The organism is Rhodomicrobium udaipurense JA643 (assembly GCF_000636015.1).
In the GTDB taxonomy this organism is placed as follows: Bacteria; Pseudomonadota; Alphaproteobacteria; order Rhizobiales; family Rhodomicrobiaceae; genus Rhodomicrobium; species Rhodomicrobium udaipurense.
This window is the reverse complement of the sequence record NZ_JFZJ01000020.1, coordinates 1-25,396: the sequence shown is the minus strand read 5'-3', so window position 1 is coordinate 25,396 and position 25,396 is coordinate 1. Positions and strand designations below refer to the sequence as shown.

At 64.6% G+C, this 25,396-nt stretch carries 28 protein-coding genes; 3 read left to right on the top strand and 25 right to left on the bottom strand.

Annotated elements, in window-relative coordinates; translation table 11 throughout:
* Position 1 precedes the first annotated feature (1 nt).
* From T281_RS05170 to T281_RS05080, 19 genes are all read right to left on the bottom strand, one after another.
* Positions 2-1,456: a nickel-dependent hydrogenase large subunit gene (locus T281_RS05170; protein WP_037235248.1), complete on the bottom strand. Its 1,455-nt coding sequence runs from the start codon at positions 1,454-1,456 to the stop codon at positions 2-4.
* On the bottom strand, positions 1,453-2,529 hold the full coding sequence (locus T281_RS05165; RefSeq protein WP_155955105.1) for a hydrogenase small subunit: 1,077 nt from the start codon (positions 2,527-2,529) through the stop codon (positions 1,453-1,455). The genes T281_RS05170 and T281_RS05165 overlap by 4 nt, the downstream gene beginning before the upstream one ends.
* Positions 2,519-3,898 carry a sensor histidine kinase gene (locus T281_RS05160; RefSeq protein ID WP_037235244.1) on the bottom strand — a complete coding sequence of 460 codons (1,380 nt, stop codon included), beginning with the start codon at positions 3,896-3,898 and terminating at the stop codon, positions 2,519-2,521. The genes T281_RS05165 and T281_RS05160 overlap by 11 nt, the downstream gene beginning before the upstream one ends.
* A gap of 88 nt (positions 3,899-3,986) precedes the next feature.
* The gene (locus T281_RS05155) at positions 3,987-5,489 is read right to left on the bottom strand and encodes a sigma-54-dependent transcriptional regulator (RefSeq protein ID WP_037235241.1); all 1,503 of its coding nucleotides are present in this window, start codon (positions 5,487-5,489) and stop codon (positions 3,987-3,989) included.
* Between the two features lie 58 nt (positions 5,490-5,547).
* Entirely contained in the window at positions 5,548-6,597 is a 1,050-nt protein-coding gene (gene hypE, locus T281_RS05150) for a hydrogenase expression/formation protein HypE (RefSeq protein WP_052037071.1), read from the bottom strand.
* A 70-nt stretch (positions 6,598-6,667) separates the two neighbouring features.
* Positions 6,668-7,780 (bottom strand): hydrogenase formation protein HypD, encoded by a 1,113-nt coding sequence (gene hypD / locus T281_RS05145; RefSeq protein ID WP_037235238.1) that lies wholly within the window; start codon positions 7,778-7,780, stop codon positions 6,668-6,670.
* Entirely contained in the window at positions 7,777-8,031 is a 255-nt protein-coding gene (locus tag T281_RS05140; protein WP_037235235.1) for a HypC/HybG/HupF family hydrogenase formation chaperone, read from the bottom strand. The genes hypD and T281_RS05140 overlap by 4 nt, the downstream gene beginning before the upstream one ends.
* 4 nt (positions 8,032-8,035) lie before the next feature.
* Positions 8,036-9,097: a hydrogenase nickel incorporation protein HypB gene (gene hypB, locus T281_RS05135; RefSeq protein WP_081796610.1), complete on the bottom strand. Its 1,062-nt coding sequence runs from the start codon at positions 9,095-9,097 to the stop codon at positions 8,036-8,038.
* Positions 9,097-9,438, bottom strand: a complete 342-nt coding sequence (gene hypA, locus T281_RS05130; RefSeq protein WP_037235232.1) for a hydrogenase maturation nickel metallochaperone HypA — start codon at positions 9,436-9,438, stop codon at positions 9,097-9,099. Before hypA ends, hypB begins: the two co-directional genes overlap by 1 nt.
* Positions 9,438-10,622 carry a nickel-dependent hydrogenase large subunit gene (locus tag T281_RS17450; RefSeq protein WP_052037069.1) on the bottom strand — a complete coding sequence of 395 codons (1,185 nt, stop codon included), beginning with the start codon at positions 10,620-10,622 and terminating at the stop codon, positions 9,438-9,440. The genes hypA and T281_RS17450 overlap by 1 nt, the downstream gene beginning before the upstream one ends.
* Entirely contained in the window at positions 10,619-11,152 is a 534-nt protein-coding gene (hybE, locus tag T281_RS05120; protein WP_052037068.1) for a [NiFe]-hydrogenase assembly chaperone HybE, read from the bottom strand. The genes T281_RS17450 and hybE overlap by 4 nt, the downstream gene beginning before the upstream one ends.
* Positions 11,145-11,375 (bottom strand): rubredoxin, encoded by a 231-nt coding sequence (locus T281_RS05115; RefSeq protein ID WP_037235229.1) that lies wholly within the window; start codon positions 11,373-11,375, stop codon positions 11,145-11,147. The genes hybE and T281_RS05115 overlap by 8 nt, the downstream gene beginning before the upstream one ends.
* Complete coding sequence (locus T281_RS05110) at positions 11,372-12,214, bottom strand: hydrogenase expression/formation protein (protein ID WP_037235225.1); 843 nt, start codon at positions 12,212-12,214, stop codon at positions 11,372-11,374. The genes T281_RS05115 and T281_RS05110 overlap by 4 nt, the downstream gene beginning before the upstream one ends.
* Positions 12,211-12,663 carry a thioredoxin domain-containing protein gene (locus T281_RS05105; protein ID WP_037235222.1) on the bottom strand — a complete coding sequence of 151 codons (453 nt, stop codon included), beginning with the start codon at positions 12,661-12,663 and terminating at the stop codon, positions 12,211-12,213. Before T281_RS05105 ends, T281_RS05110 begins: the two co-directional genes overlap by 4 nt.
* Positions 12,663-12,983, bottom strand: a complete 321-nt coding sequence (locus tag T281_RS05100) for a HypC/HybG/HupF family hydrogenase formation chaperone (protein WP_037235219.1) — start codon at positions 12,981-12,983, stop codon at positions 12,663-12,665. Before T281_RS05100 ends, T281_RS05105 begins: the two co-directional genes overlap by 1 nt.
* A complete protein-coding gene (locus T281_RS05095; RefSeq protein WP_037235216.1) occupies positions 12,983-13,639 on the bottom strand; it encodes a HyaD/HybD family hydrogenase maturation endopeptidase in 657 nt (218 codons plus the stop codon). The genes T281_RS05100 and T281_RS05095 overlap by 1 nt, the downstream gene beginning before the upstream one ends.
* Before the next feature lie 572 nt (positions 13,640-14,211).
* Complete coding sequence (cybH, locus tag T281_RS05090; protein WP_037235213.1) at positions 14,212-14,973, bottom strand: Ni/Fe-hydrogenase, b-type cytochrome subunit; 762 nt, start codon at positions 14,971-14,973, stop codon at positions 14,212-14,214.
* A 95-nt stretch (positions 14,974-15,068) separates the two neighbouring features.
* The gene (locus tag T281_RS05085; RefSeq protein WP_037235210.1) at positions 15,069-16,865 is read right to left on the bottom strand and encodes a nickel-dependent hydrogenase large subunit; all 1,797 of its coding nucleotides are present in this window, start codon (positions 16,863-16,865) and stop codon (positions 15,069-15,071) included.
* On the bottom strand, positions 16,865-17,935 hold the full coding sequence (locus T281_RS05080; RefSeq protein ID WP_037235275.1) for a hydrogenase small subunit: 1,071 nt from the start codon (positions 17,933-17,935) through the stop codon (positions 16,865-16,867). The genes T281_RS05085 and T281_RS05080 overlap by 1 nt, the downstream gene beginning before the upstream one ends.
* A gap of 436 nt (positions 17,936-18,371) precedes the next feature.
* On the opposite strand from T281_RS05080, the gene T281_RS05075 reads away from it, so the two are divergent.
* Both T281_RS05075 and T281_RS05070 read left to right on the top strand, forming a co-directional pair.
* Positions 18,372-18,674 (top strand): hypothetical protein, encoded by a 303-nt coding sequence (locus tag T281_RS05075; RefSeq protein ID WP_037235207.1) that lies wholly within the window; start codon positions 18,372-18,374, stop codon positions 18,672-18,674.
* Between the two features lie 153 nt (positions 18,675-18,827).
* Entirely contained in the window at positions 18,828-19,427 is a 600-nt protein-coding gene (locus T281_RS05070) for an HdeD family acid-resistance protein (protein ID WP_052037076.1), read from the top strand.
* A gap of 89 nt (positions 19,428-19,516) precedes the next feature.
* Here the strand turns inward: T281_RS05070 and T281_RS05065 are convergent, their stop codons facing one another.
* The 5 genes from T281_RS05065 to ruvA form a co-directional block, all read right to left on the bottom strand.
* Positions 19,517-20,695, bottom strand: a complete 1,179-nt coding sequence (locus tag T281_RS05065) for a DUF937 domain-containing protein (protein ID WP_037235202.1) — start codon at positions 20,693-20,695, stop codon at positions 19,517-19,519.
* Between the two features lie 312 nt (positions 20,696-21,007).
* Positions 21,008-21,385, bottom strand: a complete 378-nt coding sequence (locus T281_RS05060; protein ID WP_081796609.1) for a hypothetical protein — start codon at positions 21,383-21,385, stop codon at positions 21,008-21,010.
* Between the two features lie 195 nt (positions 21,386-21,580).
* Positions 21,581-22,024, bottom strand: coding sequence for a hypothetical protein (locus tag T281_RS05055; RefSeq protein ID WP_037235197.1), 444 nt, complete (start codon positions 22,022-22,024; stop codon positions 21,581-21,583).
* A gap of 352 nt (positions 22,025-22,376) precedes the next feature.
* Positions 22,377-23,504, bottom strand: a complete 1,128-nt coding sequence (locus T281_RS05050; protein ID WP_052037067.1) for a TRAP transporter substrate-binding protein — start codon at positions 23,502-23,504, stop codon at positions 22,377-22,379.
* A gap of 222 nt (positions 23,505-23,726) precedes the next feature.
* Positions 23,727-24,356 (bottom strand): Holliday junction branch migration protein RuvA, encoded by a 630-nt coding sequence (gene ruvA / locus T281_RS05045; protein WP_013418637.1) that lies wholly within the window; start codon positions 24,354-24,356, stop codon positions 23,727-23,729.
* A 167-nt stretch (positions 24,357-24,523) separates the two neighbouring features.
* On the opposite strand from ruvA, the gene T281_RS05040 reads away from it, so the two are divergent.
* Positions 24,524-24,991 carry a cupin domain-containing protein gene (locus T281_RS05040; RefSeq protein ID WP_037235192.1) on the top strand — a complete coding sequence of 156 codons (468 nt, stop codon included), beginning with the start codon at positions 24,524-24,526 and terminating at the stop codon, positions 24,989-24,991.
* On the opposite strand, the gene ruvC is transcribed toward T281_RS05040, so the two are convergent.
* The coding region (gene ruvC, locus T281_RS05035; RefSeq protein ID WP_037235188.1) for a crossover junction endodeoxyribonuclease RuvC at positions 24,957-25,396 on the bottom strand (440 nt) is incomplete at its 5' end. The two genes, T281_RS05040 and ruvC, sit on opposite strands and share 35 nt — an antisense overlap.

Here is a 25,396-nt window from a genome sequence, read left to right as displayed (position 1 = left end):
CTCAATGCACCGTGCAGACCATGCAAGGATCGAACGACCGCACGATATGCTGCACCGCGATAGGCGTCGTTTCGCCCGGCCGCACCGGCGCGCCGACTAGCGCTGCCTCGCATGCGCCGGGCTGGCCGCCGCCGTCGCGCGGCGAGAAGTTCCACGTCGTCGGCGCGATGATCTGATAGTTGAAAATGCGGCCCTTGCGGATGTCGAGCCAGTGGCCGAGGCTCCCGCGCGCCGCCTCGATCATGCCGGTGCCGCGCGCTTCGTCGGGCATCGGCGCGGTGAGGCAGAACGGCTCGTCGGGACGGATCGCCGCCGCCCAGCTCTCCAGCAGGAGGACGAGCCGCGCCACCTCGACGGCGCGGGCGATCACGCGGTTTCGCGCGTTGCTGCCGGAGCGCGCGGCGAGGCTCGTCACGAGCGGTTGGCCGTCGATGAGCTGGCGGGCGAAAGCGCCGGTTTCCGCCCCGCGCCCGCCGAGGCGCGGAGCCTTGCACCAGCTATAGGCGTCGGCGGCGTCTGCGTCGGGAAGCGTGATCCCGCGCGACGGCGGGCGCGGGCCTTCCGCCGCTCGCACCATCCATGCGCGGGTGTGGTCTTCGGTGATGTCGTCCTCGCGGAGCGTGCCGACCGTGCCGCCTTGCCATACCCCGCGCGCGAAAGCGTGGCCGCCCTTCTGAGCATAAGCGCCGAAGCTGAGATAGAGGCCGGGACCGGGGCCGAGCGCTTCGAGCCCGGCGTCGCGCGAGAAGGCGAGGAACGCGCGGAAATCGCCGCCGCCCGCGTCCGCCTCGCCTTCGGCCCATGCATCGAGCGCATCGGCGCTGTCGAGTGCCGCCAACGCTTCCAGCGCATCGCCGTAAAATCTCGCCTCTAGGAAGCGGCGAAGCCCGGCGATATGGCTTAGCAACCGCGTCTGCTCCGCCCGGCCGATGGCGCGGGTCGTGCCGCCCGGTTGCAGACCGAGCGTATGCGGCCAGTGCCCAGCGAGCAGTCCCATGATGCGCAGGAACGCCGCGCGCGCCGCCAGGAACTCGCGCTGGGCATCGCCGCCCATCGCCCGAAAGCGCGCCGCCGCCTCCGCCCATGGCTCGCCTGCGTAAATCTCGCGCGCGAAATCCGGCATGAAGAACAGATAGAAATGCGTGAGGTGGTCCGCGATGTTCTCGGCGGCGAGGATGATGTTTTGCAGATGCGCGCCGTTTTCGGGCGGCGTCAGTCCTTGCGCGTTGGCGAGCGCCGCCGCCGCCGCTATCGACTGCGAGACCGAGCAAATGCCACAAATGCGCGGCACATAGACGAGCGCATCGGCGGGCGCCTTGCCGACAAGGATCTGCTCGAAACCGCGATAGAGCGGGGAATTCACGTAAGCCGCCGCGACGCGCCCGTCCTTCACGTCGAGGCGGATTTCGAGGTCGCCTTCGACGCGGTTGAACGGCCCGGCGATGAGGCGCGTCATTTGGGTTTCCCCGATGCCTTGCCCGATAAGCCCCCCGGCGGCACCGCGATGCGCTCCGCGAGCGCGTTCCGACGCAGGCGCTCCGGCGTTGCGGCCTTGGCGAGCGAGGCCAGCGCCACGAACCACGCCTTCGGCATGTCGGTCGGCAGGCCCACGGGGATGCCGCCGCGCTTCGGCGTTTCGAGATAGGGCGCGTCGCGTTCGCCGAACGTCGGCTCGGTGCAGCCGATGCACGGATAGCCGCCGCGAATGCAAGAGCCTTCGCCGTTCCACGCCCGCATGTTGCAGTCGCCGTGAACCTGCGTGCCGATGCAGCCGAGATGCTCCATCAGGCAGCCGAGCTGACCCGGCTCCTTCGCGCTCGCCTTGTATTCGTAAAATTCGTTGCGGGTGCAGCCATGATGCACGAGGTGGTCGGCGTAGAAACGTGGGCGACCGTATGCATCAAGGTCGGACGCGCTGAACGCACCATGGCCGAGTTGCACGAGCGTTTCGACGATCCAACCCGGATGGGTGGGGCATCCCGCGATGTTGATCGGGGGCAGGCCGGAGCGCGAGCGGAAGCCGGGGCCGAGAAGGCCGCCCGGTTCCGCGCCCTCAAAGGCGAGGCCGCACGCCTCGGTGACGTTGTTGCCCGCCGACGAAACGCCGCCATAGGCCGTGCATGAGCCGATAGCGACGACATGGCGCGCGAAGGCCGCAAGCTCCGCGACGAGCTGCATCACGGGCTTGCCCGTGCCGGGCTGGAGATGAAAGCGCCCGGTGCCGTTTGGCCCGCGCAGGATCGCGCCTTCGACGCAAAGGATGTCGAGCCGCTGCTGGCCGGACAGGATACGCGCGATAAGCGCATGATAATCTTCTCCGGATGCTTCGCTGAGCGAGGGATGGGCGAGCACGTCGATGCGGCCGAGGTCGAGCGCCGCGAACAGGTCCGGGCTGTCGGCGTTGAGAAGCGACATCGAGCAGCCGCCGCATCCGCCGGATTGCAGCCAGAGCAAGGTGAGGCGCGCGGGGCTGGCCGTGGCATCGCGCGCGACGTTCCCGACCGGATCGCACGGCAAATCACGCGCCATGCCGCGCCCCCTTCGGCAGGGTCAGCGTGAACACTGCGCCGCCGCCTTCGTGGTTCGCCGCCGCGAGCTTCCCGCCGAAATCCTGCGCCAGCCCGAAGCTCAGATAAAGGCCGAGGCCAAGCCCCTTGCCGACGGGCTTCGTCGTGAAGAACGGCTCGAACAGCTTCTGCATGCCGTCGGGCGCGATGCCGGGGCCGTGGTCGCGGACGCGGAGCGCGACGAAGCCGCCGTCCTCGGTCGCGTCGATCTCGATCAGCGGATGCGGATCGCCGTCCATCGCGTCGAGCGCGTTCTGAATGAGGTTGACGAGGATCTGATGGATCGCGCCGCGCGGCGCCTGCACCGACAGCCCCTCGGGCACATGGATCGCCACGTCCTGCCGCGAGCGCGCGATCTTCACCACCCAGTTCGCCGCCGTCTGCACAACGCGCAGAAGCTCGAAATCCTGCGGCGCCTCCGCCTGATTGGCCGAAAAGCGGCGCAGATCCTGCACGATCTCGCTTGCGCGCGTCGCGCCTTCGAGCGTCCCGTCGAGCAGCGGCTCGATATCGGCGAGGATTCGGTCGATCTTCAGCTCCTTGCGCAGCGCCGCGAGCGCGTCGCCGGACACGCCATCGTTCATCGCTTCGAGGTAGGTGCGGATGCGCAGGCCGTATTTCTTCAGCGCATGCATGTTCGCGAAAACGAAGCTGATGGGGTTGTTGAGTTCATGCGCCACGCCGGCGACGAGACGGCCGAGCGCCGCCATCTTCTCCGAAAAGATGAGGTGCTGCTGCGCTTCCTGAAGCTCGCGATGGGCTGCGTTGAGCGATTTATAGGCACGGCGAAGCTCGCCGAGTGGGCGGCCCACCACGACGACGCCCGCGAAACGCCCCTTGTGGTCGAAGCGCGCCGAGCAGTTCATGACGAAGGGCGACGGCGCGCCCGCCGCGTCGCGCAAGGACAGTTCGCAGTCCGTCACAGCGCCGTCTTCGCGGGCGCGGGCGAGCATGTCGTCCACGGCGGCGGCGTTCTCGGCCACGAAAAGCGACGCGAAGGGCTCGCCGCCAAGGCTGGCCTCATGTCGCCCGGTGACGGCTTCGAGGGCACGGTTCACGCGCGCGATGCGGTTGCCGCGGTCGCACACGGCGAGCACATCGGCCATGGAGGCGAACACGCTCGCCATCAGCGCCTGCGCCTCTTCGAGCGCTGCGTTCTTCGCCTCAAGCTCGACCTGATTTTCGACAAGCTCGGCATAGACCGCATCCATCTTCTGGATGACTTCGATCCACGCGTCCTCGCCCGCCTCGCCATCGCCAAGCGCGCCTGCCACCCCCGCCCGCGCGACGAGGCTTCGGCTGTCTTCAGGGCGCGCGGGCTGCTTCAGCATTGGCGGTCGCTTTCGGTCAGAGCGGTTCTCCATTGGAACCGCTCCTATCTTGAAACGCAGAGCCGATTCATTTGCATCGGGATCGGCTCTAGGCCCGCTTCTTGGCGGGCTCCAGCGGCAGCGCCTCGATCTTTTCGAGGCCGTAACGTTCGAGCTTGGCGCGAAGGCCGACGCGCGAGAGGCCGAGTTCCTTCGCCGCGCGGCTCTTGTTCCAGCGATGGCGGACGAGGCTTTCCTTCAGGATCTGCGCCTCAACCGACTCGATGCGTTCGCGTAGCGTGCCTTCGAGACCGGCGAGCGAAAGATCGACGCCCGCGAAATCGAGCTTCTCGGCCGAGGGTCCGGCGGCCGCCTGCTGCACGCGCCGCGACAGGTGCTCCGCGCCGATCACTCCGCCCTGCGGCCCCATGATGAGCGCGTGCTGGATCTCGTTCTGAAGCTCGCGGACATTGCCGGGCCATGGGTAAGCCTTGAGGCACGCCACCGCTTCCGGCGACAGGCCCTTGACGCATTTTCCGAGTTGCTTCTGCGCCTTGTCCATGAGCGCGCGTGCAATCGGCGGGATGTCCAACAGGCGGTCGCGCAAGGGTGGCAGGTGAATCGTGACCGGCGCGAGGCGGTAATAAAGGTCTTCGCGGAAACGGCCCGCCTGCACCTCGGCTTCGAGGTCGCGGTTCGTGGCGGCTACGACGCGCACATTGATATTGCGCGTTTTCTGGCCGCCGACTGGGCGGATCTCGCCCTCCTGCAACACCCGCAGAAGCTTCGCCTGAAGCCGGGGCGAAACTTCGCCGATCTCGTCGAGGAAGACGGTGCCGCCATCGGCGCGCTGGAACAGGCCGATATGGTCTTCCACCGCGCCCGTGAATGCGCCGCGCTTGTGGCCGAAGAGTTCGCTTTCGAGGAGTTCGTCGGGCAGCGCCGCGCAGTTCTCGACCACGAACGGCTTGTTCCAGCGCAGGCTCTTGTAGTGGAGCGCGCGCGCGATGAGTTCCTTGCCGGTGCCCGATTCGCCCGTAATCATCACCGAGACATCGAACGGAGCGACGCGCCGCATGCGGTCGCAAACGTCGTTCATCGGGCTCGACTTTTCGCGCACGATGCCGTCGTCGCCCGCGTAATGCTCGCGCAGATCCGCGCGACGGGTGGCGATGACGCGTTCGGCGCGGGTCGAGGACATTCTCAGCTCGACCGCCAGAAGCTCGTTCTCGCGCTGGAGCTTGTAGAGCCGCGAGGCGTTCTTGAGTGTGAGCGTCAGGCTGTCCGGCTGCCAGGGCTTCGTGACATACTGATAAATGCCTGCCTCGTTGATGCCCTGGATGATGTCTTCCGCGTCCGTGTAACCGGAAATGATCATGCGCACGACATCGGGCCAGCGCTCGCGCACACCCTTCAGGAAATCGACGCCCGAGATGTCGGGCATGCGCTGGTCGCACAGCACCACCTGAATGGCTTCGTCGGCGAGGATGGCTTCGGCTTCGCGCGCGCTCGTCGCTTTCTTAACGTCGAAATCGTCTTCGAGGATGCGTTCGAGGGCTTCGACGCTGCGAACTTCGTCATCGATCACGAGCACCGGAGGAAGCGCGGTCATGGCGCTCTCCGAGAGGCGCGGCGGCGGAGAAAGGGGAGGTGAGGGGGACAGTCTGGCATCAACATATCCTTGGAAGCGGATCGCCCGCGAGCCAATCTACCATGCGGTTTCCGCCGAACCTCGTACGCATTTGGACGAAGGCGTGAGGGTCTTGCGTTGCCTCGCCGATGATGGCCGCGTCACGCGCCAGAGGATGCGCGCGCATGGCGGCAAGCAAGAGCTGTGCCTTATCGGGCGGCGCGATGGCGATGAGCTTGCCTTCGTTCGCGATGTAGAGCGGATCGAGGCCGAGAAGTTCGCACGCTGCGGAGACGTCGGGCTTGATCGGGATGGCGGCTTCCTCCAGCCGGATGCCGACGCGGGATTGCTGCGCGATTTCGTTCAACGTCGCGCCAAGGCCGCCGCGCGTCGGATCGCGAAGCACGCGGATGCCGGGCACGGCCGCGACCATCTCCGCGACGAGGGTATGTAGCGCCGCGCTGTCCGAGAGGATTTCCGTCTCGAATGTGAGGTTTTCGCGCTTCGAGAGCACCGCGATGCCGTGGTCGCCGATGCTGCCCGAAAGCAGCACCACATCGCCCGGCCGCGCACGGTCGCCGGAAATCTCGACGCCTTCGGGGACGACGCCGATGCCGGTCGTGGTGATGAAGACGCCGTCGCCCTTGCCCTTTTCGACCACCTTCGTGTCGCCGGTGACGATGGGCACGCCTGCCGCGCGGCTCGCCGCCGCCATGCTGGCCACGATGCGGTCGAGGTCGGCGAGCGGGAAGCCCTCTTCAAGCACGAACGCCGCCGAGAGATAGAGCGGGCGCGCGCCCGCCATCGCCACGTCGTTGATGGTGCCGTGGACCGCGAGCGAGCCGATGTCGCCGCCGGGGAAGAACAGCGGCGCGATCACATGCGCGTCGGTCGTCATCACCATGCGGCCAGCCTCGACGGCGAAGGCGGCCTGATCGTTTCCTTGCGCGAGAAGCGGATTGTCGAGGTGGCGACGGAACAGCGTGCGGATCAGTTCGGCGGTGGCGCGCCCGCCCGCGCCGTGGATCATCTCCACCGCGCCGGAAAGCTTCGCGTCGCGCGCGCCAAACCGTGCCTCGATCACGCTCATGGGATGGCGCTCCGCTTTGTCGTCAGGGCTCGGCTTGCCCTCAAGGGACGCTGAAGAAGCGGCGCGCGGGTCATGCGGCCTCCTGCCGGAAGCGGCCATAGGTCCAGTAGGCGGCGCAGGCGCCTTCGGACGACACCATGCACGAGCCGACCGGGCTGTCGGGCGTGCAGCCCTTGCCGAACAGCTTGCAGTCGACCGGCTTCTTCGCGCCGCGCAGGATCTCCGCGCATTCGCAGGATTTCGCATCCGGTGCGGAGCGTGTGACGATGGAAAAGCGTTTCTCGGCGTCGAAGGCTGCGTAGGAGTCGCGGATACGGAGCGCGCTGTCGGGCACCGCGCCAAGGCCGCGCCACTCGAAGCCTTCGCGGCGCTCGAACACTTCGTCGACGATCGTGCGCGCCTTCCGGTTTCCGTCGCGGGTGACGACGCGGATATACTGGTTTTCGACCTCCGCGCGGCCTTCGTTCAACTGGCGGATCGCCATCAGTGCGGCCTGCATCACGTCGAGCGGCTCGAAGCCCGCGATCACGACCGGGCGGTGAAACGTCTCGGTGAAATATTCATAAGGGCGGCTGCCGATCACCGAACTCACATGCGACGGGCCGATGAAGGCATCTACGTCGAGGCCTGCTGCGGTAAGCAGGTGATTGAGCGCGGCGGGCGTCAGAACGTGATTGCAGAACACGGAGAAGTTTTTCAGGCCCTCGGCCTTCGCGGTGCGCAGCGCCACGGCGGTCGGCGGCGTCGTCGTCTCGAAACCGATGGCGAAAAACACGACCTCGCGGCTCGGGTTGCCGCGCGCGATGCGAAGCGCGTCGTCCACCGAATAGACCATGCGCACATCCGCGCCCTCGGCCTTCGCCTTGAGCAGGCTCCGGCGCTTCGACGCGGGCACGCGCAGCATGTCGCCATAGGAACAGAGGATCACGCCGTGCTCCTCCGCGAGTTCCAGCGCGTTGTCGATGCGCCCGATGGGCAGCACGCAGACGGGGCAGCCGGGGCCATGCACGAAGCCGACATTCTCCGGCATCAGATCATGCACGCCGTAGCGGAAAATCGCATGCGTGTGGCCGCCGCAAAATTCCATGATGGAATAGCGCCGTGCCGGGACCGCCTCACGCGCGATGGCGGCGGCGAGGCCCATCGCCAGCGCCTGATCGCGAAACTCGTCGACGAACTTCATCGCGCGGCCTCCCCAAATTCGGCGAACTCCGCATCGAGACCCGCCTCGCGCATCATGGCGAGCGTACGCGCAGCCTCGTCAGGCGAAACCTTGTGCAGCGCATAGCCGACATGGACGAGCACGAATTCGCCGGGCTTTGCGTTCTCGATCAGCGCGATGGAGATTTCCTTGCGCACCGGCCCGAGCGCGACAATTGCCGTATCGGCGGCCTCGTTCACGGACACGATCTCGGCGGGGATGGCGAGACACACGGGGCTAGCCTCCCGACGCTTCGAGGCCGGTCAGCGCGAGTGTGCGCTGCGCGCGCAGCCATCCGGTCCACGCGTCCATGCCTTCGCCCGTCTTGGCCGACACGCGCAGGATCTTGATGCGCGGGTTGATGGCGCGCGCGTTGGCGGCAAGCAGGTCGGCGTCGAAATCGAGATGCGGCAGCAGGTCCACCTTGGTGATGAGCATCAGGTGGGAGGTGCGGAACATGTCCGGGTATTTCAGCGGCTTGTCCTCGCCCTCGGTGACGGAGCAGAGCACCACGCGCGCTTCTTCGCCAAGGTCGAACATCGCCGGGCAGACAAGATTGCCGACATTCTCGATGAACAGCACAGCGCCCTTTTCGAGCGCGAGGTGATCGGCGGCATGGCCCGTCATGTGCGCGTCGAGATGGCAACCCTTGCCGGTGTTGATCTGGATCGCGGGCGCGCCCGTCGCGCGGATGCGCTCGGCGTCGTTCGTCGTCTGCTGGTCGCCTTCGATGACCGCAACGGGCACATCCGCCTTGAGCCGCTCGATGCTGGCGACGAGAAGCGTCGTCTTGCCGGAGCCGGGTGACGAGACGAGGTTCAACGAGAGGATGCCGTCTCGGGTGAAGCGGGCGCGGTTTTCACGGGCGAATGCGTCGTTCTTCGACAGCACGTCCTGCTCGATCTTCACCACGCGCGCCTTGTGGTCGTGCTCGTGGGAATGGCCGTGGTCGTGCGAATGCTCGTGGTCGTGATGATGATCGCCGCCGCCATGGCTGTGGGCGTGTCCGTGTTCATGATCGTGATGGTCGCCCTCGCCGTGCTCATGCGGGTGTTCGTGTCCCGCGCCGTGTTCGTGGTCGTGGGTGTGGTGATGCTCGTGCGGATGAGAATGCGTCACGCCGTCTTCATGGGTGTGCTCGTGGGCGTGGCTATGGGTATGGTCGTGGCGGTGATGGCCGTCGTGATCGTGTGTGTGGTCGTGGCTGTGCGCATCGCCGTGTCGATGCGCGCCCGCCGCATTGACGGACGCAGCCTCGATCTTCGTTTCACCGTCTCCGCATCCGCACGTCCCACACATCAGTCGACCTCCAGCTCTCTTATTCTTAATTCGTCGCCGCCCGTTACCTGCAACTGGAAGCTGCCGCAACTTGGGCAGGTTCCGCTACGCTCCTTTATGATGACGCTCTCGCCGCATGCGAAACACCACGCCGCGGCCGCCGTCTCCACGATGTCGAGCGTGGCGTTTTCCGCGATGGTGCCGCGCGTTGCAGCGTCGAAGCAGAAGCGCAGCGCCTGCGGTTCGACGGTGGCAAACGGGCCGACTTCGAGCCGCACGACGCGGACGCGGGAATAATGCTGCGCGGTCGCCTGTTCTTCAAGAATACGCACAACACCCTGCGCCAACGCCATCTCGTGCATCAATGCACCCTCACTTCATAGCCGACGCAAGGGTCGACTGCGGTCACAAAAAGGCGAGCGATTCTCGCGACATCGTGAGAATCGCCGTGCGCGATGCGGGCGAGACCGCGCGCGGCCGCGCCTTCGGGGTGGAAGTTCCATTCGGTCGGCGCAAGGATGCGATAGCGGGAGACCTTGCCGCCGCTCATTTCGACGGCGTGCACGAGGCGCCCTCGCGCGGCTTCGATTTGCGAAAGGCCGATGCCGGGCGCGGTTTCGCTCCGCTCCGGCTGCGCGTGATCGGGGGTGTCGAGCGTCGCCGCCGCATCGCGCAGACGCCGCGGGACGCTCGCAAGTTCGACGAGGCAGGCGGCGAGCCGCGCGCCGAGGCCGAAACCGTCGTCTGTTTCGAGCGCGCGGATCAGCGGATGGTCGAGCGAGCGCGCAAGCGGCGATGTCTCACGGGGCGCGCCCTCCCAATCCGGCGCGGCAACGAAATGAGCTTGGCTGTCGTCGAACAGCCGCTGGGCGATGCGGTCGCGGTCGAAAGAGGGGAGCGGCGACACGGGAGCTGCGCCCGCGTCGAGAAAGCCCTCGGTTGCGATCTGGTCGAATAGCAGCTGCGCGATGGTGTGCCTTTGCTCGGCCCAGTTGATGAGGTCGGCCTTCGTTCCGCGCGCTCGCCAAATGCGCAGAGGCTCGCCGAAAATCGCGCGTTCGAGCAGCGCTTCGTTGGCCGCGATGTCCTTTTCGACGCCGTCCCTCTCGTAGACAAAAGTGCCGCCGAAGCGGAGCGCCGCGCTACCTTCGTCGAGATGGCGCGCGAGGTCGCGTTCCGCTTGCATGGCGGCGCGAAGCTCGGCTGCGGGTGGCAACCCCGGCTTATAGAGGAACTGTGACCAGTCCATGAGGATGCGAAGCGTATGCTCGCGCGCGCTTTCGGCGATGACGCGCATCTCTCGCGCGCGGCGCGTGCTTTCCGGCACGATGATGCCGTGCGCTTCCTCAAGGGCAGCGGCCGCGGCGACGGACTGCGCCGCCTTGCAGGTCGCGAAGAGAAGCGAAACCGTTTGCGCGATTTCGCTCGGGCTGTGGCCGGTGAACTGGCGCGTGATGGAGAGCGGGCGGCTCGACTCGATGCGCACGCAATGGCCGTGTGGCGCGCGGGGATAGAGGTCGATTTCGATGCGCCCTTCCGCCGTCATGCCGGGTCTCCGCTTGAAGAGTCTCCGCTCTCGGGGGCGCGTCCGAAAATGAGGCCGCGACGCGAAAGCTGCGGCTTGCGGCGTGCCGCTTCCGCGTCGGGGTGATGTCCGCTGTCGAGCAGCGCCGCGAGTGCCGACTCGGCTGCGATCAACGCGGCGGTCTGGTCTTCGAACTGCGTGACCGGCGAAAACAGCGAGCACATGCGATAAGGGCCAAGCCCCGCCTCGCCGCCCGCGATGAACTCGAACATACCGGCCGGTAACGCGTGGGATATTTTCGCACCGCTCGGCGCTTCGCCCCAGCTTTCGACATCCTCTGCGGTTTTCGGCAGCAGCATCGCGTTGATAAACCACGGCGTGACAAGCACCGCGAGCCAGAGGCGGCCCACGTCGCGCGGGCCGACGGCGGCGACGACGAGGCGCGGGTTCAAAAGCGGTACGTCAGCCATGCGCGTGGCGTGGATGCGCTCGAAGACGGCTTCGAGACGGCGCGCCACCGCCGCCGCTTCGTCCGCCTGCGCCTCACTCATCGCGCGCCTCCAGCAGCAGAAACTTCTCCTTCGGCGCGTCGCAAACGGGGCAGGACCACTGCGGGGGCAGCGCCGCGAAGGGCGTGCCGGCCGGAATCTGCCATTCCTCGCAGCCTTCGGCGGGGTCGTAGACATGCCAGCAGATGCCGCATTCGAGCCGGGCGTCATCGCCAAGCTTCGTCACGTCGCCACCGAACGAGCCTGCGAAGAAATGGTCTTTCACCGGTAAACCCCCAGAATTTCCGCGAGCCGCTCCGCGCTGTCTTCGAGATCCTCACGCGCGGCGCACGCCACATCCGGCACGCGACAAACCTCGATGGTGTTGAGGATCAGGATTTCGCGCGAATTGAAGTAGCGCACCCACCACGCATTCCTGACGCCCGTGGATGAGATGCGGCAATTGCCGTAGCCGCGCGACAGGATGGTGACTGCGCCTTGGCCGAGACGGGCGTCGAGATACGCGAGATCGCCGTCGCTGACCGGCAGCAGCGAGAGGTTGATGGCGTGGGGCGGCGTGCCTGGAGCGTAGGCCGCGAGCTTGTCGGCGAGTTCGGCCGCGATGGAGGGCGCGTTCATGAGGTCGTCTTCGGCGACCGCATCGAGCGCACGCAAGCTCGCCGCACCGGCATCCTGCGCGGCGGCCAGCACCGAGAGCGGGAACTCGCCCACCTCGATGGCGTCGGCGATCAGCGCGCCGTCACCGCCGATGACATGGATGCGCCAGACGCCCGCCAGCACCGATTCCTGCGCTTGCACATGCGAGCCCGCGACGATGCTCACCTCGCCTTCGCCGAGCATCTGATCGACAAAGGCGCGGTTGTCGGCGTCGAGGTCGAGAAGGTCGATGGTGATCGACGTGCCGGGAGCGGGCGCGGCGCGAAGCGCTTCAAGGGCCGCGTCGAGCTTCTCCAGCGCCGCATTATGCGCCGCCGCCACCTCCGGCTCGGGGATCTGCGGCATGGAAAAGGTCGCCATGCCCTTCGGCAACTCCATGAAGGCGAGATCGCCGTCTTCGTCGTCGGGTTGGCTGCCGGGGCCGGCGAGCGGGCGCGTGATGCTCATTCGGAAATGTCCTCCGCGAGGTTCGCGCTGCCGTTCGCGGCAGGCACGCAATGTTCCGGAAATTTGTAAGGCGGCGGCGCGGACGGCTCGCTCGCGAGGATCGCGCCGATTTCGCGCATATATTCCGGCCAGTTCAGAACGCGCGTGATCGCGCCGAGATAGCCGTCGCCGCGCAGGAAGACGAGGGCAGGGAAAGCGTTGAAGCGGAAGCGCAGTTGCAGCGGCCGCTCGGACGCCTTCTCCACGAGCGCGGGCGCGACATGAGGGAAGCTCTTCAGCAGTTCGGGCAGGATCACGGCGACATCGGCGCTTTCCACGAGGCGGTCGGTGTCGCCCGGAAAGAACAGCACGCTGTCGGCATGTGCGGCGAGGAACGCGTCGAGCGTCGCCTCGGTGACGGTAGCAAAGCCGTGGCGCGTGGGAAGCGCTTCGATGAGTGGCGAAGACATCAGGCGGCGCCCTCCGGCTCGGGTTTGCGAAGGTGCTCGGGAAGCTGCGGTTCGCGGCCGATGAGGTCGGCGAACAGGTGGTCGATGGAGGTTTCGCCCTGCATGACGAGCGCCAGCGCCTTCAGCGCGTCGGCGGTCTGGCGGGCGTGTTCCTCGCTGACGACCTCGCGCGCGGCGTCGAGGAAGGTCAGCACCCACGCGCCTTCGGGCTGCTCGCCGACAAGGACCATGTCGATCTCGCGAAGCTCGTCGCCCCCGGCGCGGCACAGCGCGAACCGGCCTTTCGGCTCGACAACCTGCATGGGAATGCCGACGCACATCAGCGCTGGCCCTCCCGTTCGGCCGCAACCCTCGTGGCTGCCATGGCGAGCACGCGGTCATCGCCGACGCGGCAGGCGTCTTCCTCGTCGGGGCGCTCGTCTTCGTAGCGCGATAGCACCATGCGCTCGCAGGCAATCGTTTCGGCTTCCGGCAACGGTGTTTCGCGGCGCTGCGCGTCGATGCCGAAGCGCGCGAGACAGGCGAGCGCGTGATCGATGGCGGCGGGGATCTGCGCCTTCACCTCGTCGCGCAAGCTCCCGCCGTAATCTTCCAGCTCCACGGGCTGCACGCCGATCAGAAACAGATGCTCCGGCAGCTTGCCGAGAAGGTTGGCGGTGGCAAGCACTTCCTGAAAGCCCGTCTGGTGGAGGCTCATTTTCTTCGCGCCGAGGAACTGCGGCACGTCCTCGTTTTCCGCAAGTTTCAGCGTGGCGGGCGGCAGGCCGTAATCCACCGCGTCGAACACGACGAGAATGTCGGTGGAGGTGATGTGATCGAGGAGGTAAAGCCCTTGCGTGCCGCCATCAAGGAGCCGGACGTTGTCCGGGAATGCGTAATCGCGGTTCAGCGCTTCGACCGCGCGAACACCGAAACCTTCATCGGCCCATAAAAGATTGCCGATGCCGAGAACCAGCACCCTAGTGCTCTGCCGCATTTTGCTCCACCTCGCTCCGCGCTCTCAAGCAAATGCATGCGCCTGGAGAGCACTGGCACCTCGTTGATTCTAGTGCAGTTTCGAATGTTACATTTGATCGGGATGCCATCGGCGAGTGTAAATCGAATGTAAAACCCACTAGGTATGTCGCTCCCTGGAATTATCCTCGTTCTTAGCGGATGAGGGGTTCGTCAGCAAGCTTCAGGCCAAATTGCCGCGCCGTTGCGTCGATTTATACTCTTTGCCGATGGAGACGCCGCGTCGGGAGGGTGCGTCGCGCCGGGCGCCTTGCCTGAATGTGCCGCAAGAACAGGGCCTTAAGGCTGACGACGCCGCAGCGGCGCCCGGTGTGCGTCGGCCGGCTGGTTCCATCGCGTAGATTGCGGCCAGCGGAAAGAGAGGCCCGCTTTTCCGAAACCGCAGCGAAGTGGAAACGAGGCTTCCACACAATGCCCACACTGGTTGTGCGCTTTGCGCGACAAAAGTATGAAGCGAAACAACGCTTTTTTTGCTCGCGCGAACAAAAAAAGCGCGGGACATGCCCGCGCCAGTTCCACTCAGGTCCAACTTGTTCAGGCGCGATCCATATCCTCCGGCTTGCCCGGCGATTTGAAGGTCCGGTAGCCCGAGACGATGGTGCTGAAGATGCTCTGATGGCCGAGCAGCTCGTCGCGCACCGCGCCATAGACGTGGATCATCACGAAGATCAGGATCGACCACGCCGCCAGATGATGGAAGGTGTGCAGGTTCTGGCTGTTGCCGAAGATCGGAATGATCCAGCTCGTGAACAGCGTGTGCTGCCAAGTTCCCATGCCGGTGCCTTCGCCATAAAGCGCAAGCCCCGTGAAGATCATGAAGGTGATCCCCCACAGGAACATGAAGTGCATGGTGAGTACAGCGATGGGGTTATGGCAGACATATTTGCGCCCTTCCTTTTCGAGGAAGACATAGCGCTTGAACTCGTGCCACGTATTGTCCCAGAACTTCGCCGTCAAGATCGGCGGGGCGAAGATTTCCAGGGCATGCTTGTTGCCGACAAAGGCCCAGTAGGTGCGCGCCGCCATGCCGATGATGAGGATGTACCCGGCCGCGAAATGCGTGAAGCGGATATAGCCCATCAGGAAGTGGTCGCTCGCCTCGCCCGAGAGCGTTGGCGGCGGGCTGCCGATGAAGTAGCCCGAGACAAGCAGCGCCGCGATGGCGAAGGCGTTCACGAAATGCCAGATGCGAACCGGGAATTCGTAGACGTAAATCGCGGGCTGGAACCCGTTGCCGTTTCCGTTGGGCTTCGGCGCAGTCGGGGGCGGCGGATCGAAGTCGGTGGCGATGACCATGGCGTGCTCCCTACATCACAAAAGGGCTGACGCCCGGCACAACGACCGCCGCCGCCGGGAGAACGATGGAAGACTTTTTCATGCGGATCTCTCCCTTAGCGGACGGTGACTTCGGCCAGTTCGCGGCCGTCTTCGCTCATGACATGGGTTGAGCAGGCAAGGCACGGATCGAAGCTGTGCAGCGTGCGCAGGATTTCGACCGGCTCCTCCGCGCGTTCCACCTTCGTATTGAGGAGCGCGGCTTCGAATGCGCCGATGTTGCCCTCGTTATCGCGCGGCGAGCCGTTCCACGTGGTCGGCACGACGCACTGGTAATTCTCGATCTTGCCGTTCTTGATCTTGATCCAGTGGCCGAGCGCGCCGCGCGGCGCTTCGGTGAAGCCGACGCCCTTGACCTCGGCGGGCCAGGTCGACGGATCCCACGATGCGGTGTTGGCGGTGGCGGTGTCGCCCGCCTTCACGTTGGCGATGAGCTTGTCGAGGAAGTAGCTCATCTTGCGCGCCGCCCACTGGCATTCGAGGCCGCGCGCTGCGGTGCGCCCAAGCGTCGAAAACAGCGCGGACACCGGCACGTCGAGCGTCTTCAGCACGAGCGTCAGCTGCTCGGTGATTTCCTTGTCGCCCTTCGCGTAGCCGATGACGTAGCGCGCGAGCGGGCCGACCTCCATGGCGTGACCTTTCCAGCGCGGCGCCTTGATCCAGGAGTATTTCGCGCTTTCGTCGATCTCCTTGATGTTCGTGCGCGTGCCGACGAGGTTCGGCCCGAGCTTGAAGTTCGGCTCCGTGACGCCATCCCAAGGGTGCAGGCCCTTCTTCTCGTCCGCGTAGGCGTACCAGGAATGCGGCACGAACTCCTGAATCTCGTTCGGGTCGCGAAGGTCGACGGGGAAGACTTCCTTCAGATTGCCGTTGATGATCGCGCCGCGCGGCTGAAGCAGGCTTTCGGCCGAGTAGTCGTTCGCGCGGTCGGGAATATCGCCGTAGGACAGCACGTTCTTCGACGACAGCCCGCCGCCGTAGAGCCAGCCCTTGTAGAACTGCGCCACAGCGAGAAGGTCGGGGATATAGACGTTTTCGACGAACTCGATCGACTGGTTGATGATGGAGCGCACCATGTTGAGGCGCTCCATGTTGATGGAGGTCGACGCGCCCGGCCCTTCGATGTTGATGACCGACGGCACGCCGCCGACGAGCCAGTTCGGATGCGGGTCCTTGCCGCCGAAGATGGTGCGGATGCGCATGATGTGCGTCTGGAAGTCGAGCGCTTCCAGATAATGCGTCACCGCCATGAGGTTCGCTTCCGGCGGAAGGAGATAGGCGGGGTTCGACCAGTAGCCGTTCTTGAACGGCCCGAGCTGGCCCGACTCCACGAACTTCTTGAGCCGGTTCTGCACGTCGCGGAAATAGCCGGGCGACGATTTCGGATGATGCGGCGAAACCTTCTTCTGAAGCTCGCTCGTCGCCACCGGATCGGCCTTCAGCGCGGAAACCGGGTTGACCCAGTCGAGCGCATGCAGGTGATAGAAGTGCACGAGGTGATCGTGCGTTTGCAGCGTGAGCTGCATGATGTTGCGGATGATATTCGCGTTTTCGGGGATGTCGATTTTCAACGCGTCTTCCACGGCGCGCACCGAGGTGAGCGCGTGCGTGCCGGTACAAACGCCGCAGATGCGCTGCGTGAACGCCCAGGCGTCGCGCGGGTCGCGACCCTTGAGGATCACTTCGAGGCCGCGCCACATGGTGCCGGTCGACACCGCGTTGCGGATGACGTTGTCGTCGTCGACGTTCACCTCGCAGCGCATATGGCCTTCGATGCGCGTGACGGGATCGACGACGACGCGCTTGCCGCTGTTATCGAGCGTGAAGCCGTTGGGTGTGCTGATCGTCGCCATTATTCGTTATCTCCCTTCGAGCGCGCGTTCTTGATGGCGCTGACGGCGGCGTGAGCCGCGATTGCGGCGCCGACGACGCCGGCGGCGGTCGCCCCGATGACGTCCGCATTCTCTTCAACGCCGAACTGCTTGATGTTTGTGAGGCGGTCATAGAACGAGCCGTTGTCCCAGAAGCCGTCTTCCGAGCAGCCGATGCAGCCGTGGCCCGCCTGGATCGGGAAGGACACGCCACCGTTCCAGCGCGTCGTCGAGCAGGAATTGTAGGTCGTCGGACCCTTGCAGCCCATCTTGTAGAGGCAGTAGCCCTTGCGCGCGTTCTCGTCGTCCCACGCCTCGACGAACTGGCCTGCATCGAAATGCGGGCGGCGATAGCATTTGTCGTGGATGCGCTGGGAGTAGAACATCTTCGGGCGCCCCTGCCGGTCGAGTTCGGGGATGCGCTCGAAGGTGAGAATATAGGTGATGACGGCGGTCATGACTTCCGGGATCGGCGGGCAGCCCGGAACGCGGATGATCGGCTTGTCGTGAATGACCTTGTGAACGGGAACGGCCTGCGTCGGGTTCGGCTTCGCGGCCTGTACGCAGCCCCACGAGGCGCACGACCCCCAGGAAATGACGGCCTTTGCGTTCGATGCGGCGTATTTCAGCTGCTCGACAAACGGCTTGCCGCCGATGATGCAATACATGCCGTCTTCGTTGAGCGGCGGATTGCCTTCCACGGCAAGGATGTAATTGCCCTTATGCTTGGTGACGATTTCTTCGACGATGGCCTCGGCCTGATGACCCGCCGACGCCATGATGGTGTCGTCATAGTCGAGCGAGAGCATCGAGAGGATCACGTCGGACGCGAGCGGATGCGCCGAGCGGATGAACGCCTCCGAGCAGCAGGTGCATTCGAGGCCATGGAGCCAGAGCACGGGGATGCGCGGCTTGGTTTCGAGCGCATGCGCCAGCGTGGGCGCAAGCTGCGGGCCAAGGCCGAGCGCTGCCGCCGTGAGGCTACAGAACTTCATGAAACTGCGGCGTGACACCCCTTGCCGCCGCAAGACATCGTAGAAAGTTTCGTCCATGACCGGCGTTTCCTTCGCGCGATGGTTCGTTTGACCGGCATCCCTCGGCCGGATTTCCTCGCCTTTGAAGCAATGGTCATGCCAAAGTAAAAATATCAATTAAAACATTATGTTGGCGCTAGACGGCGTGCTGCCGGTTTCGAATTCCTCTATTTCCAGGGTAGGCTGGCTTGCCAAAGCGGTCACTCTTCTTCCACTTTGTCGCAGGCAGTTTCGCCGCACTCGCCGCGCATGATGTTGCGTCATCTGCTGGCGTCCTCACGAGCGGTCTCGGGCTTGTGGGCGTATGCCTTTCTCGCATTGTTCCATACAATGGGTAGGACAAATAGTCGCAAATTATACAATTTTGCGTCCCCAAAAAACGCGCTTTTTCAGGCGAGGACATTTCACAATCCCGTGTGCTCCATCCTCAAGGTTGCAATCAATGTTGGAACGAATGTCGGATCTCGCCGATCGGCATGACTGCGGCTTCAAGGAAAGCCATCAATATGCACTCGTGCAGAAGCTCCTCGGCACCATCGACGAGCACCTGAATGAGGCGCAAGTTTCGGCCTGCCCAGCCTGCCTGAGGGACGCGATGATGGTTGTCGCGGCGCTCCTGCACTTCGAGGCCGAAAAAAACACCCGGGACCACGAGCCTCTCGCCGTCGCCGACTCGTTCGCCGACGTCGCGCGCGAAAAGATGGATGCGGTCGTCGACGCGGTTCTCGAACTCGGCTCTGGCGGTCGCGTGATGTAAGCCAGTTCCGAAGGCCCTCATTTTATTAAGTTTCAGATCCCTCCCTTACGGCTGCTCTAACCCGAATGCGGCACCATGACGCGGGCGGCGCGGAGCGTTTCCGAAAGGCACCGCGCGACGCCGCGTCTCGAAGCGCAATCGCAAGGTGTAACAATGAGTAGCGCAAGTTCCGACTTGAACGTCACCCCCCAGCGTGAGCGGGAGGTCATTCACGATCACTGGATTCTCTTTCTCATTCAGGGCGTCCTTCTGGCCGTGCTCGGCGCCCTCGCTATCGGCGCGGCGTATCTGACGACCGTCGTCGCAGTCAAGCTGGCGGGCTGGTTCTTCATCTTTGGCGGGATCATCGGTCTCGCCACGTTCTTCACCGGCCGCGAGGTTCCCGGCTCGATCTGGTCGTTCCTAGGCGCGGCACTCGCCATCGCGGTCGGGGTCTATCTGCTGCGCCAACCGCTTGTCGGCGTCCTGTCCTTGACGCTCATCCTCGCGGCGTTCTTCTTCGCGCAAGGGATAACGCAGATCTTCGCCGCGTTCTCCCACCGCCGTGTGCTCAACTCGTGGGGCTGGATGCTTTTCAGCGGCCTGGTGGATCTCGTCCTCGCCGGCATCATCATCAGCGGCTTCCCGCTGGATTCCGCGTGGGTGCTGGGCGTCCTCGTTGGAGTTTATCTTCTGATGTACGGCATTGCGCTGATCATGACGGCGCTCGCCAGCCGCGATGTCAGCCCGGAACAGGTCGAGTATCGCCCGTGACCGCCGAACAGCCTGCGTTCAGGCTTCTCACCTGAACGCAGGCGTTTGGAAGGCGCCGGGCGGCGGTTCGCGATAGGGCCTCTGTCGTCTCAGGCTCGGGACAGCTTGGCCAGTTCGTTTTTCAGCGTATCCATAACCGGCTTGGCCTCGCCACCGAGATTGATCTCGTTGCCGATACGGTCGAGCGTAGAATTGAGATCGGGGACGCGCTGTTGCACCGCCTGCGCCAGAGCCTGCCTTGCCTCGGGGGTAAGCTGCTGGGCCTTTGTCTTCAGGCTGGCGAAGCGATCCGATATATCGCGGATTTCGCCGATTGCCGCCTGAGCGGACCCGGTATCCTTGATACCGGCGAGCGCCGCCTGAAGGCGCGAGATGTTTGTCAGGATATCGTTTTGCAGAGCGACGGCCGACGTCCCCGCGACCGCGGATTGCTGGGGGGGCAGGGGCGCGGCGCTATCGTTCGTAGCCGCGCTTCGGCCGGTTTCAGCCGTGCCGGTTGTCGTTGGCTCGCCGCGCTTTGCTTCGGGCGAGGGCGTGACCGAACGCGTGTTCCGGTTGATCTGCTCGGCTTCCTGCACCTTGTTTTCGTTCGGCCAGAAGTAAAGCGCCGCACCCGCGATGATGAGCGCCGGAAGCAGCCAATAGGCCCAGTTCGTGCCACCGGTGGCCGCCGTCGTGCGCTGACGATAGGCCGGAGACGAGGTGCGCGCTTCGTGCGGCGTGTCCTGCAAGGGGCGACCGCCGGAAGCGCTGGGAATGGCACGCTCGAACTCGCCTTTCTGGCTGACTAGCATGCTGGCAAGGCCCTGATTGTCGAGACCGGCGGCGGTCTGGTGCCGCTTCAGATAGGCAAGCACGACGGGCGCAAGGAAGCCGATCAGCTTTTTCGCGGAGCCTTGGCCGAGACCGGCATACTGGGCGAGGCGAGACGCAAGCGTGTCGAGGGTTCCGCCGCCGATGAGCGACGATATGAGGCTCCAGCCGGTTTGCAGGATGTCCCGGTTCGAGCCGAGAAGGCTGCCGATAATGTCGCCGCTGCTGACGGCGTCGCGGCCGACGATATTTTCCGATTGGGAGAGGGCGTATCCGATCCGCTTCGGACCGTCGGAGCCCTGCGCCATGTTCGCGAGGCCCGTCAGGATGCCGGGAATGCCCGCCGAGATTCCTTTTTGAGCCGCCTGCTGTTCAAGTCCAAGCGTCGAAGCCAGTTTCCCGACGACATCGGGAGTAAACGACTGCGTGATGGTCGATAAAAGATTGGTGGCCATTCGAAGCCTCTCCAGTGTTCGCGCAAACAACGATACCTGCAAAGTACAGGCCTGCGCTAAACTCGCTTCTGACGGCTATCCGCGCAACGTCGAACACGGAATTTCATTATCACGATCTAAATAAAATCTATGCCCTTCTAGCAATCCGAAACCGAAATGTAAGTATATGCCAAAACGATATTGAAGTGAAAGGGATAATATTGCGGCAGGCCGTATCGGAGACTTTCTAGCCGCACAGCGTTCGGAACAAGAAAGGGCCGCACGAAGCGGCCCTTTGCGTCTCATGTGCGGTGCGAGACTGTAGCGGGCCGCTTACCAGCAGACGCGCCAGCAGCGATAGGGACCGCAGCGCCAGCGGCAGGCAGGTCCATAATACGGCGGACGCCAACCGTAATAGGGACCCCAACCGCCCCAGCCGCCGTAATAGCGCGGACCGCCCCACCCGGGGCCTCGGCGCCAGCCGCCGCCGTAACCCCAGCCGGGACCACGCCCCCAACCGGGACCGCCATAACCCCAGCCTCGACCGCCCCAAGGTCCATGAACCTTGATGACATCGCTCTTCTGCGCGGCTTCGCTCTGAACTGCACCGACGCCCATCGCGGCGGCATTCGCCATCGCCGACGTTTGGCCGACGCTCCACGTAAAGGCCCCGGTTAGCAGGGCGAGCGTCAGATACATGTTTTTTTTCATTCAGGTGGTCTCCATGACGGAACCCCCTCGGCACGATCAATCTGGCGAAGGATTGTGGCCGTTCATCGCTCAGATTGTAACGATTTATCTCGAAAGGCTGGATCTGGCGATCGCCGGGACACTCGAAGAGCGGCCCGGACAATCTGCCTCGACGCACCTGCCGACGCGAGCCCCGCAACGGCAAAAAGCCCTGTCTCAGTCCGGAATGCGGATGTGGATGTAGCGGAACGTTGCGAGAAGCCAAGGCAGCAATGCGACAGAGAGGAACACGAGGTTCGTCTCCGCTGCCGCGTCGACCACGGAGCGTGTCATTACCGGCCACGCGATCATGCCCGTGACGATCGCGGCGCCAATCGCGGCGAAAACGGCAAAGCCGAAGCGCAGCGCCCGTGAGACGCGATTTCGCGTTCCGGTCATCGTCAATGCCGCCGCGCCGTAACCGCCGAATACGAGGGTTCCGCCCAGCCAGGGCGAGACGGGAATCAGCGCGCCAGCCGCGACGCCGAACAAGATGCCGAGGAAAAAGACGGTCCAACTGTCCGGGTAGCCATCCGGGCGCACGGGGAGGAACGCGGTTTCGTCCTCGTTCTGCGACTTGTCGTCGATATAGTCGATCAGATCTTGTTCCCGACGGGACATATCAAGCCTCCTCGCAATGGCAGGGGTTCCGAAGCGAAATATCAGCGCCTCGAATCGTCGCCGTCTGCCGTGTCTTTTGCCGGGCGACGCCGCCGCAGCCGCTTCGCCCCGCGCGACGCAAGCGCCACCTTGCTTCCACGATGCACCATCCGCGCAATGGAATCGAATTGAGCGGGTTCATGCGGAGTTCTCGGCCGCAACCGGAACATATGCCATCTGACCGGTTGCCACAGCTGACAGGTATATGGTCGAGTCGTCAGGCAGTGCAATCAGCGGGCGCACCTCAAGGGCAGCCGCCCCGCGCAAATCAGCGAGGTGCCCGGGAGTTCTTGGCATCGGCGCCCAAGAGTTCTCAGCGAGGCGCCCAAGAGTTCTTGGCATCGGTGCCCGCGTCGTCCGCCCTGGCGTCGTCGCCTTTCGATCCCGCACCCGCGGCGAACGATCCCCGGCCCCTCAGCGCGTCGATCGCGAGCGGGTTCACGTCCGATTCGAAAATGAGCTTGATGAGCGCCTTCTGCGCGGGAACCCGCGCATACTCCTTGTAGATTGTCAGGCTCTGGAGCGTGAAGGCAAGGCGGTCGGCCTCATTCGTCTTCAATCCCATCTTCTGGACGATTTCCGCCTCGATCTTCTCGCCCCGGTCGAGCACCCAATCCTGCATTTCGAGGCCGACCTTGGTCAGGATCGCGCGAGCCGAGGTGGGAAGCGCCTGATAACGCTCCTTCGGCATGATGAGGAACCCCGGCGTGTAAAGGTGATAGGAGAGCGTCAGATATTGCTGCACCTTGTGAATATTTTCGCCGTAGATCAGGTCTAGCGTGGATTCGATACCGTCCAGTTCGCCGCGCTGAATACCCGCGTACACGTCCTTGAACTCGACGGGGAGCGGCTCGACGCCGTAAGCCTTGAACATCTTGATGCGCCATTCACCCTTGGGCACGCGCAGCTTGAGGCCCTTCAGCGTTCCGGGCCCCTCCACAGGGCGCTTGTTGTTCAGGATCTGCCGGAAGCCGAGTTCCCACATGGCAAGAAGCTGGTAGCCCTTGGCGTTCGCGGCACCCTGAAGATACTGCTTCATGGCCTTATCGCGGAACTGCCGTACGTGGGTGCGGTTGCGCACGAGGAACGGCATTTCGAACACGCCGAATTCGCCCGCAACATTCGACATCGGCGTGCCGATGACCGAAATGTCGACCTCGTTCTTCAGCATCTTCTTCAGCACTTCTGCGTCGCCGCCAAGCCCGCTTTTCGGGTGAAGAACGATGCGGATGCGCCCGCGCGACATCGCTTCCACGCGACGCGCATATTCTTCCGCTGAAACGTAGTACAGCGACCCCTCGGCCCCGATATGAGAAAAGTGGAGTTCCAGCGGCCCTTCGGCAGGAGCCTGAGCGCGCGCGGGCGATACAGCGAATGCCCCCGCCGCCACGCAAACAAGCGCGAACGCTGCCGCGCGCAGAATCGTGAATGTGCCCGTCATAGCCCCTCCCGGTCTCAGGAGCATTTACGATAAGTTTTAGGCAGTCTCAAGCAACACGAGCGCGATTTCGTTCGCCAACCTCGCGCAAAGGGCAAGGTTGGGGGCGGACGGCTCGATTTGGGAGCGCCGCAGCGACTCGATCAGATGCCGGTTTCACGTGAGAAAGGCCTGCAAGAACAGGCGACCGGCTGCCTTCCGGGGATGAACGAAGCGCGTCAAGTTTCAGCGCGCGAGATCCTTGAGGCCAAGACGAATGAGATCCTCGGTTCGCGCGTCCTCGCCGGCCTTGCCAAGCGCGGTCGAGATCGCGGCATTCGCCTGAAGCGGCGCGTAGCCGAGGTTCACGAGGGCGGAAACCGCCTCCGCCGCGGGAGAGGGCGCTGCGGAGGCGGGTATCGCGGCCGATGCCGAGCCGGAGGCGGGCGCGGCGATGGCTGCGACGCTGAAAGCGAGAGGCGGGGCCTTGTCCTTGAGTTCGTTCACGATGCGGAGCGCCACCTTCGGGCCGACACCCGGCGCACGCGTCACGCTCACGCGGTCCTGCATGGCGATGGCCTGCGCGAGCTGCGCCGAATCGAGCGTCGCGAGGATGGACAGCGCCACCTTCGCGCCGACGCCCTGAACGCTTTGCAGGAGGCGGAACCAGCCGCGCTCGGCTTCGGAGAGGAAGCCGTAAAGCTTGATCGCGTCCTCGCGGACATATGTTTCGATGGAAAGCGCTACCGGTTCGCCGGGCTTCAGCGCGCCCAGCGTTCGCGGCGAGCATGCGACTTCATAGCCGACGCCGCCAACATCGATGATGGCGTGGTCCGCGCCCACCGCGTCGACGATGCCTTTGAGCTTTCCAATCATGCCTCAGCATAACCCGAGTCGGCATCGTGGGCGCGAGACGGTTTTGCGCTCCGTGGCACATCGCCCCGTCAGGGCTTCAATTCTTCTCGATTTCTCCGTGTGTAGCGACGGCAAGCGCGCGAACGACGCTTACATGATCCGGAAAATAACCAGACACAGGGAGGCTCATGAGCAACGAACCCGAATGCAGGCTTGTAAGGGCGGAGACGACTTACGATGGAAAGCAGGGCCTGACTTACCGGCGCGGCATCGCCGCCGAGACCGTCGGCTCCGAGGCTATCTGCATGCATCTGCTGACGGTCCCGCCGGGCGGCCGCGCGAAGGTGCATCTGCACGAGAAGCACGAGACGGCCATCTACGTTCTCGACGGCGAGGCGTGGACGCTTTACGGCGACCGGCTCCAGCATCGGACTCTGACGCGTGCAGGCGACCTGCTTTATATCCCTGCGGGCGTGCCGCACCTGCCCGTAAACCTGAGCGACAAGCCGACTTCAGCGGTGATCGCGCGGACGGATGCCAGCGAGCAGGAGAGCGTCGTTCTGCTGCCGGATCTGGAACCGCTTGCGGAAGAAATCATCGCCGCGCTGAAGTCCGGCGACCTCAAGCCGGAGTTGAAAGCGCCGCCGCCCGTATAGCGAGCGCGCGCCGGTGATGGGCGTGGCAGATGGCGACGGCGAGCGCGTCGGCGGCGTCGGGCGTGGCGGGCTGCGCCTTGGGCAGGAGATAGCGCAGCATCGTGCGGATCTGAAGCTTGTCGGCGTGTCCCGCCCCGGTGACGGTCTTCTTGATCGAATTGGGCGCGTATTCGGCGACGCTGAGGCCGAGCCTTGCCGGGACCAGAAGCGCCACGCCCCGCGCCTGACCGAGCTTCAGCGCCGCGCGCGCGTTCGTGTTGACGAAGGTTTCCTCGATGGCGGCCTCGTCGGGCGCATGGGCGCGCATCACCTCGTTCAGCCCTTCGAACAGGGCGGTAAGTCGCTGGCCCATGGCCTCGCCCGCGCCCGTATCGATGGTGCCGCAGGCGACGAAGGTCAGGCGCT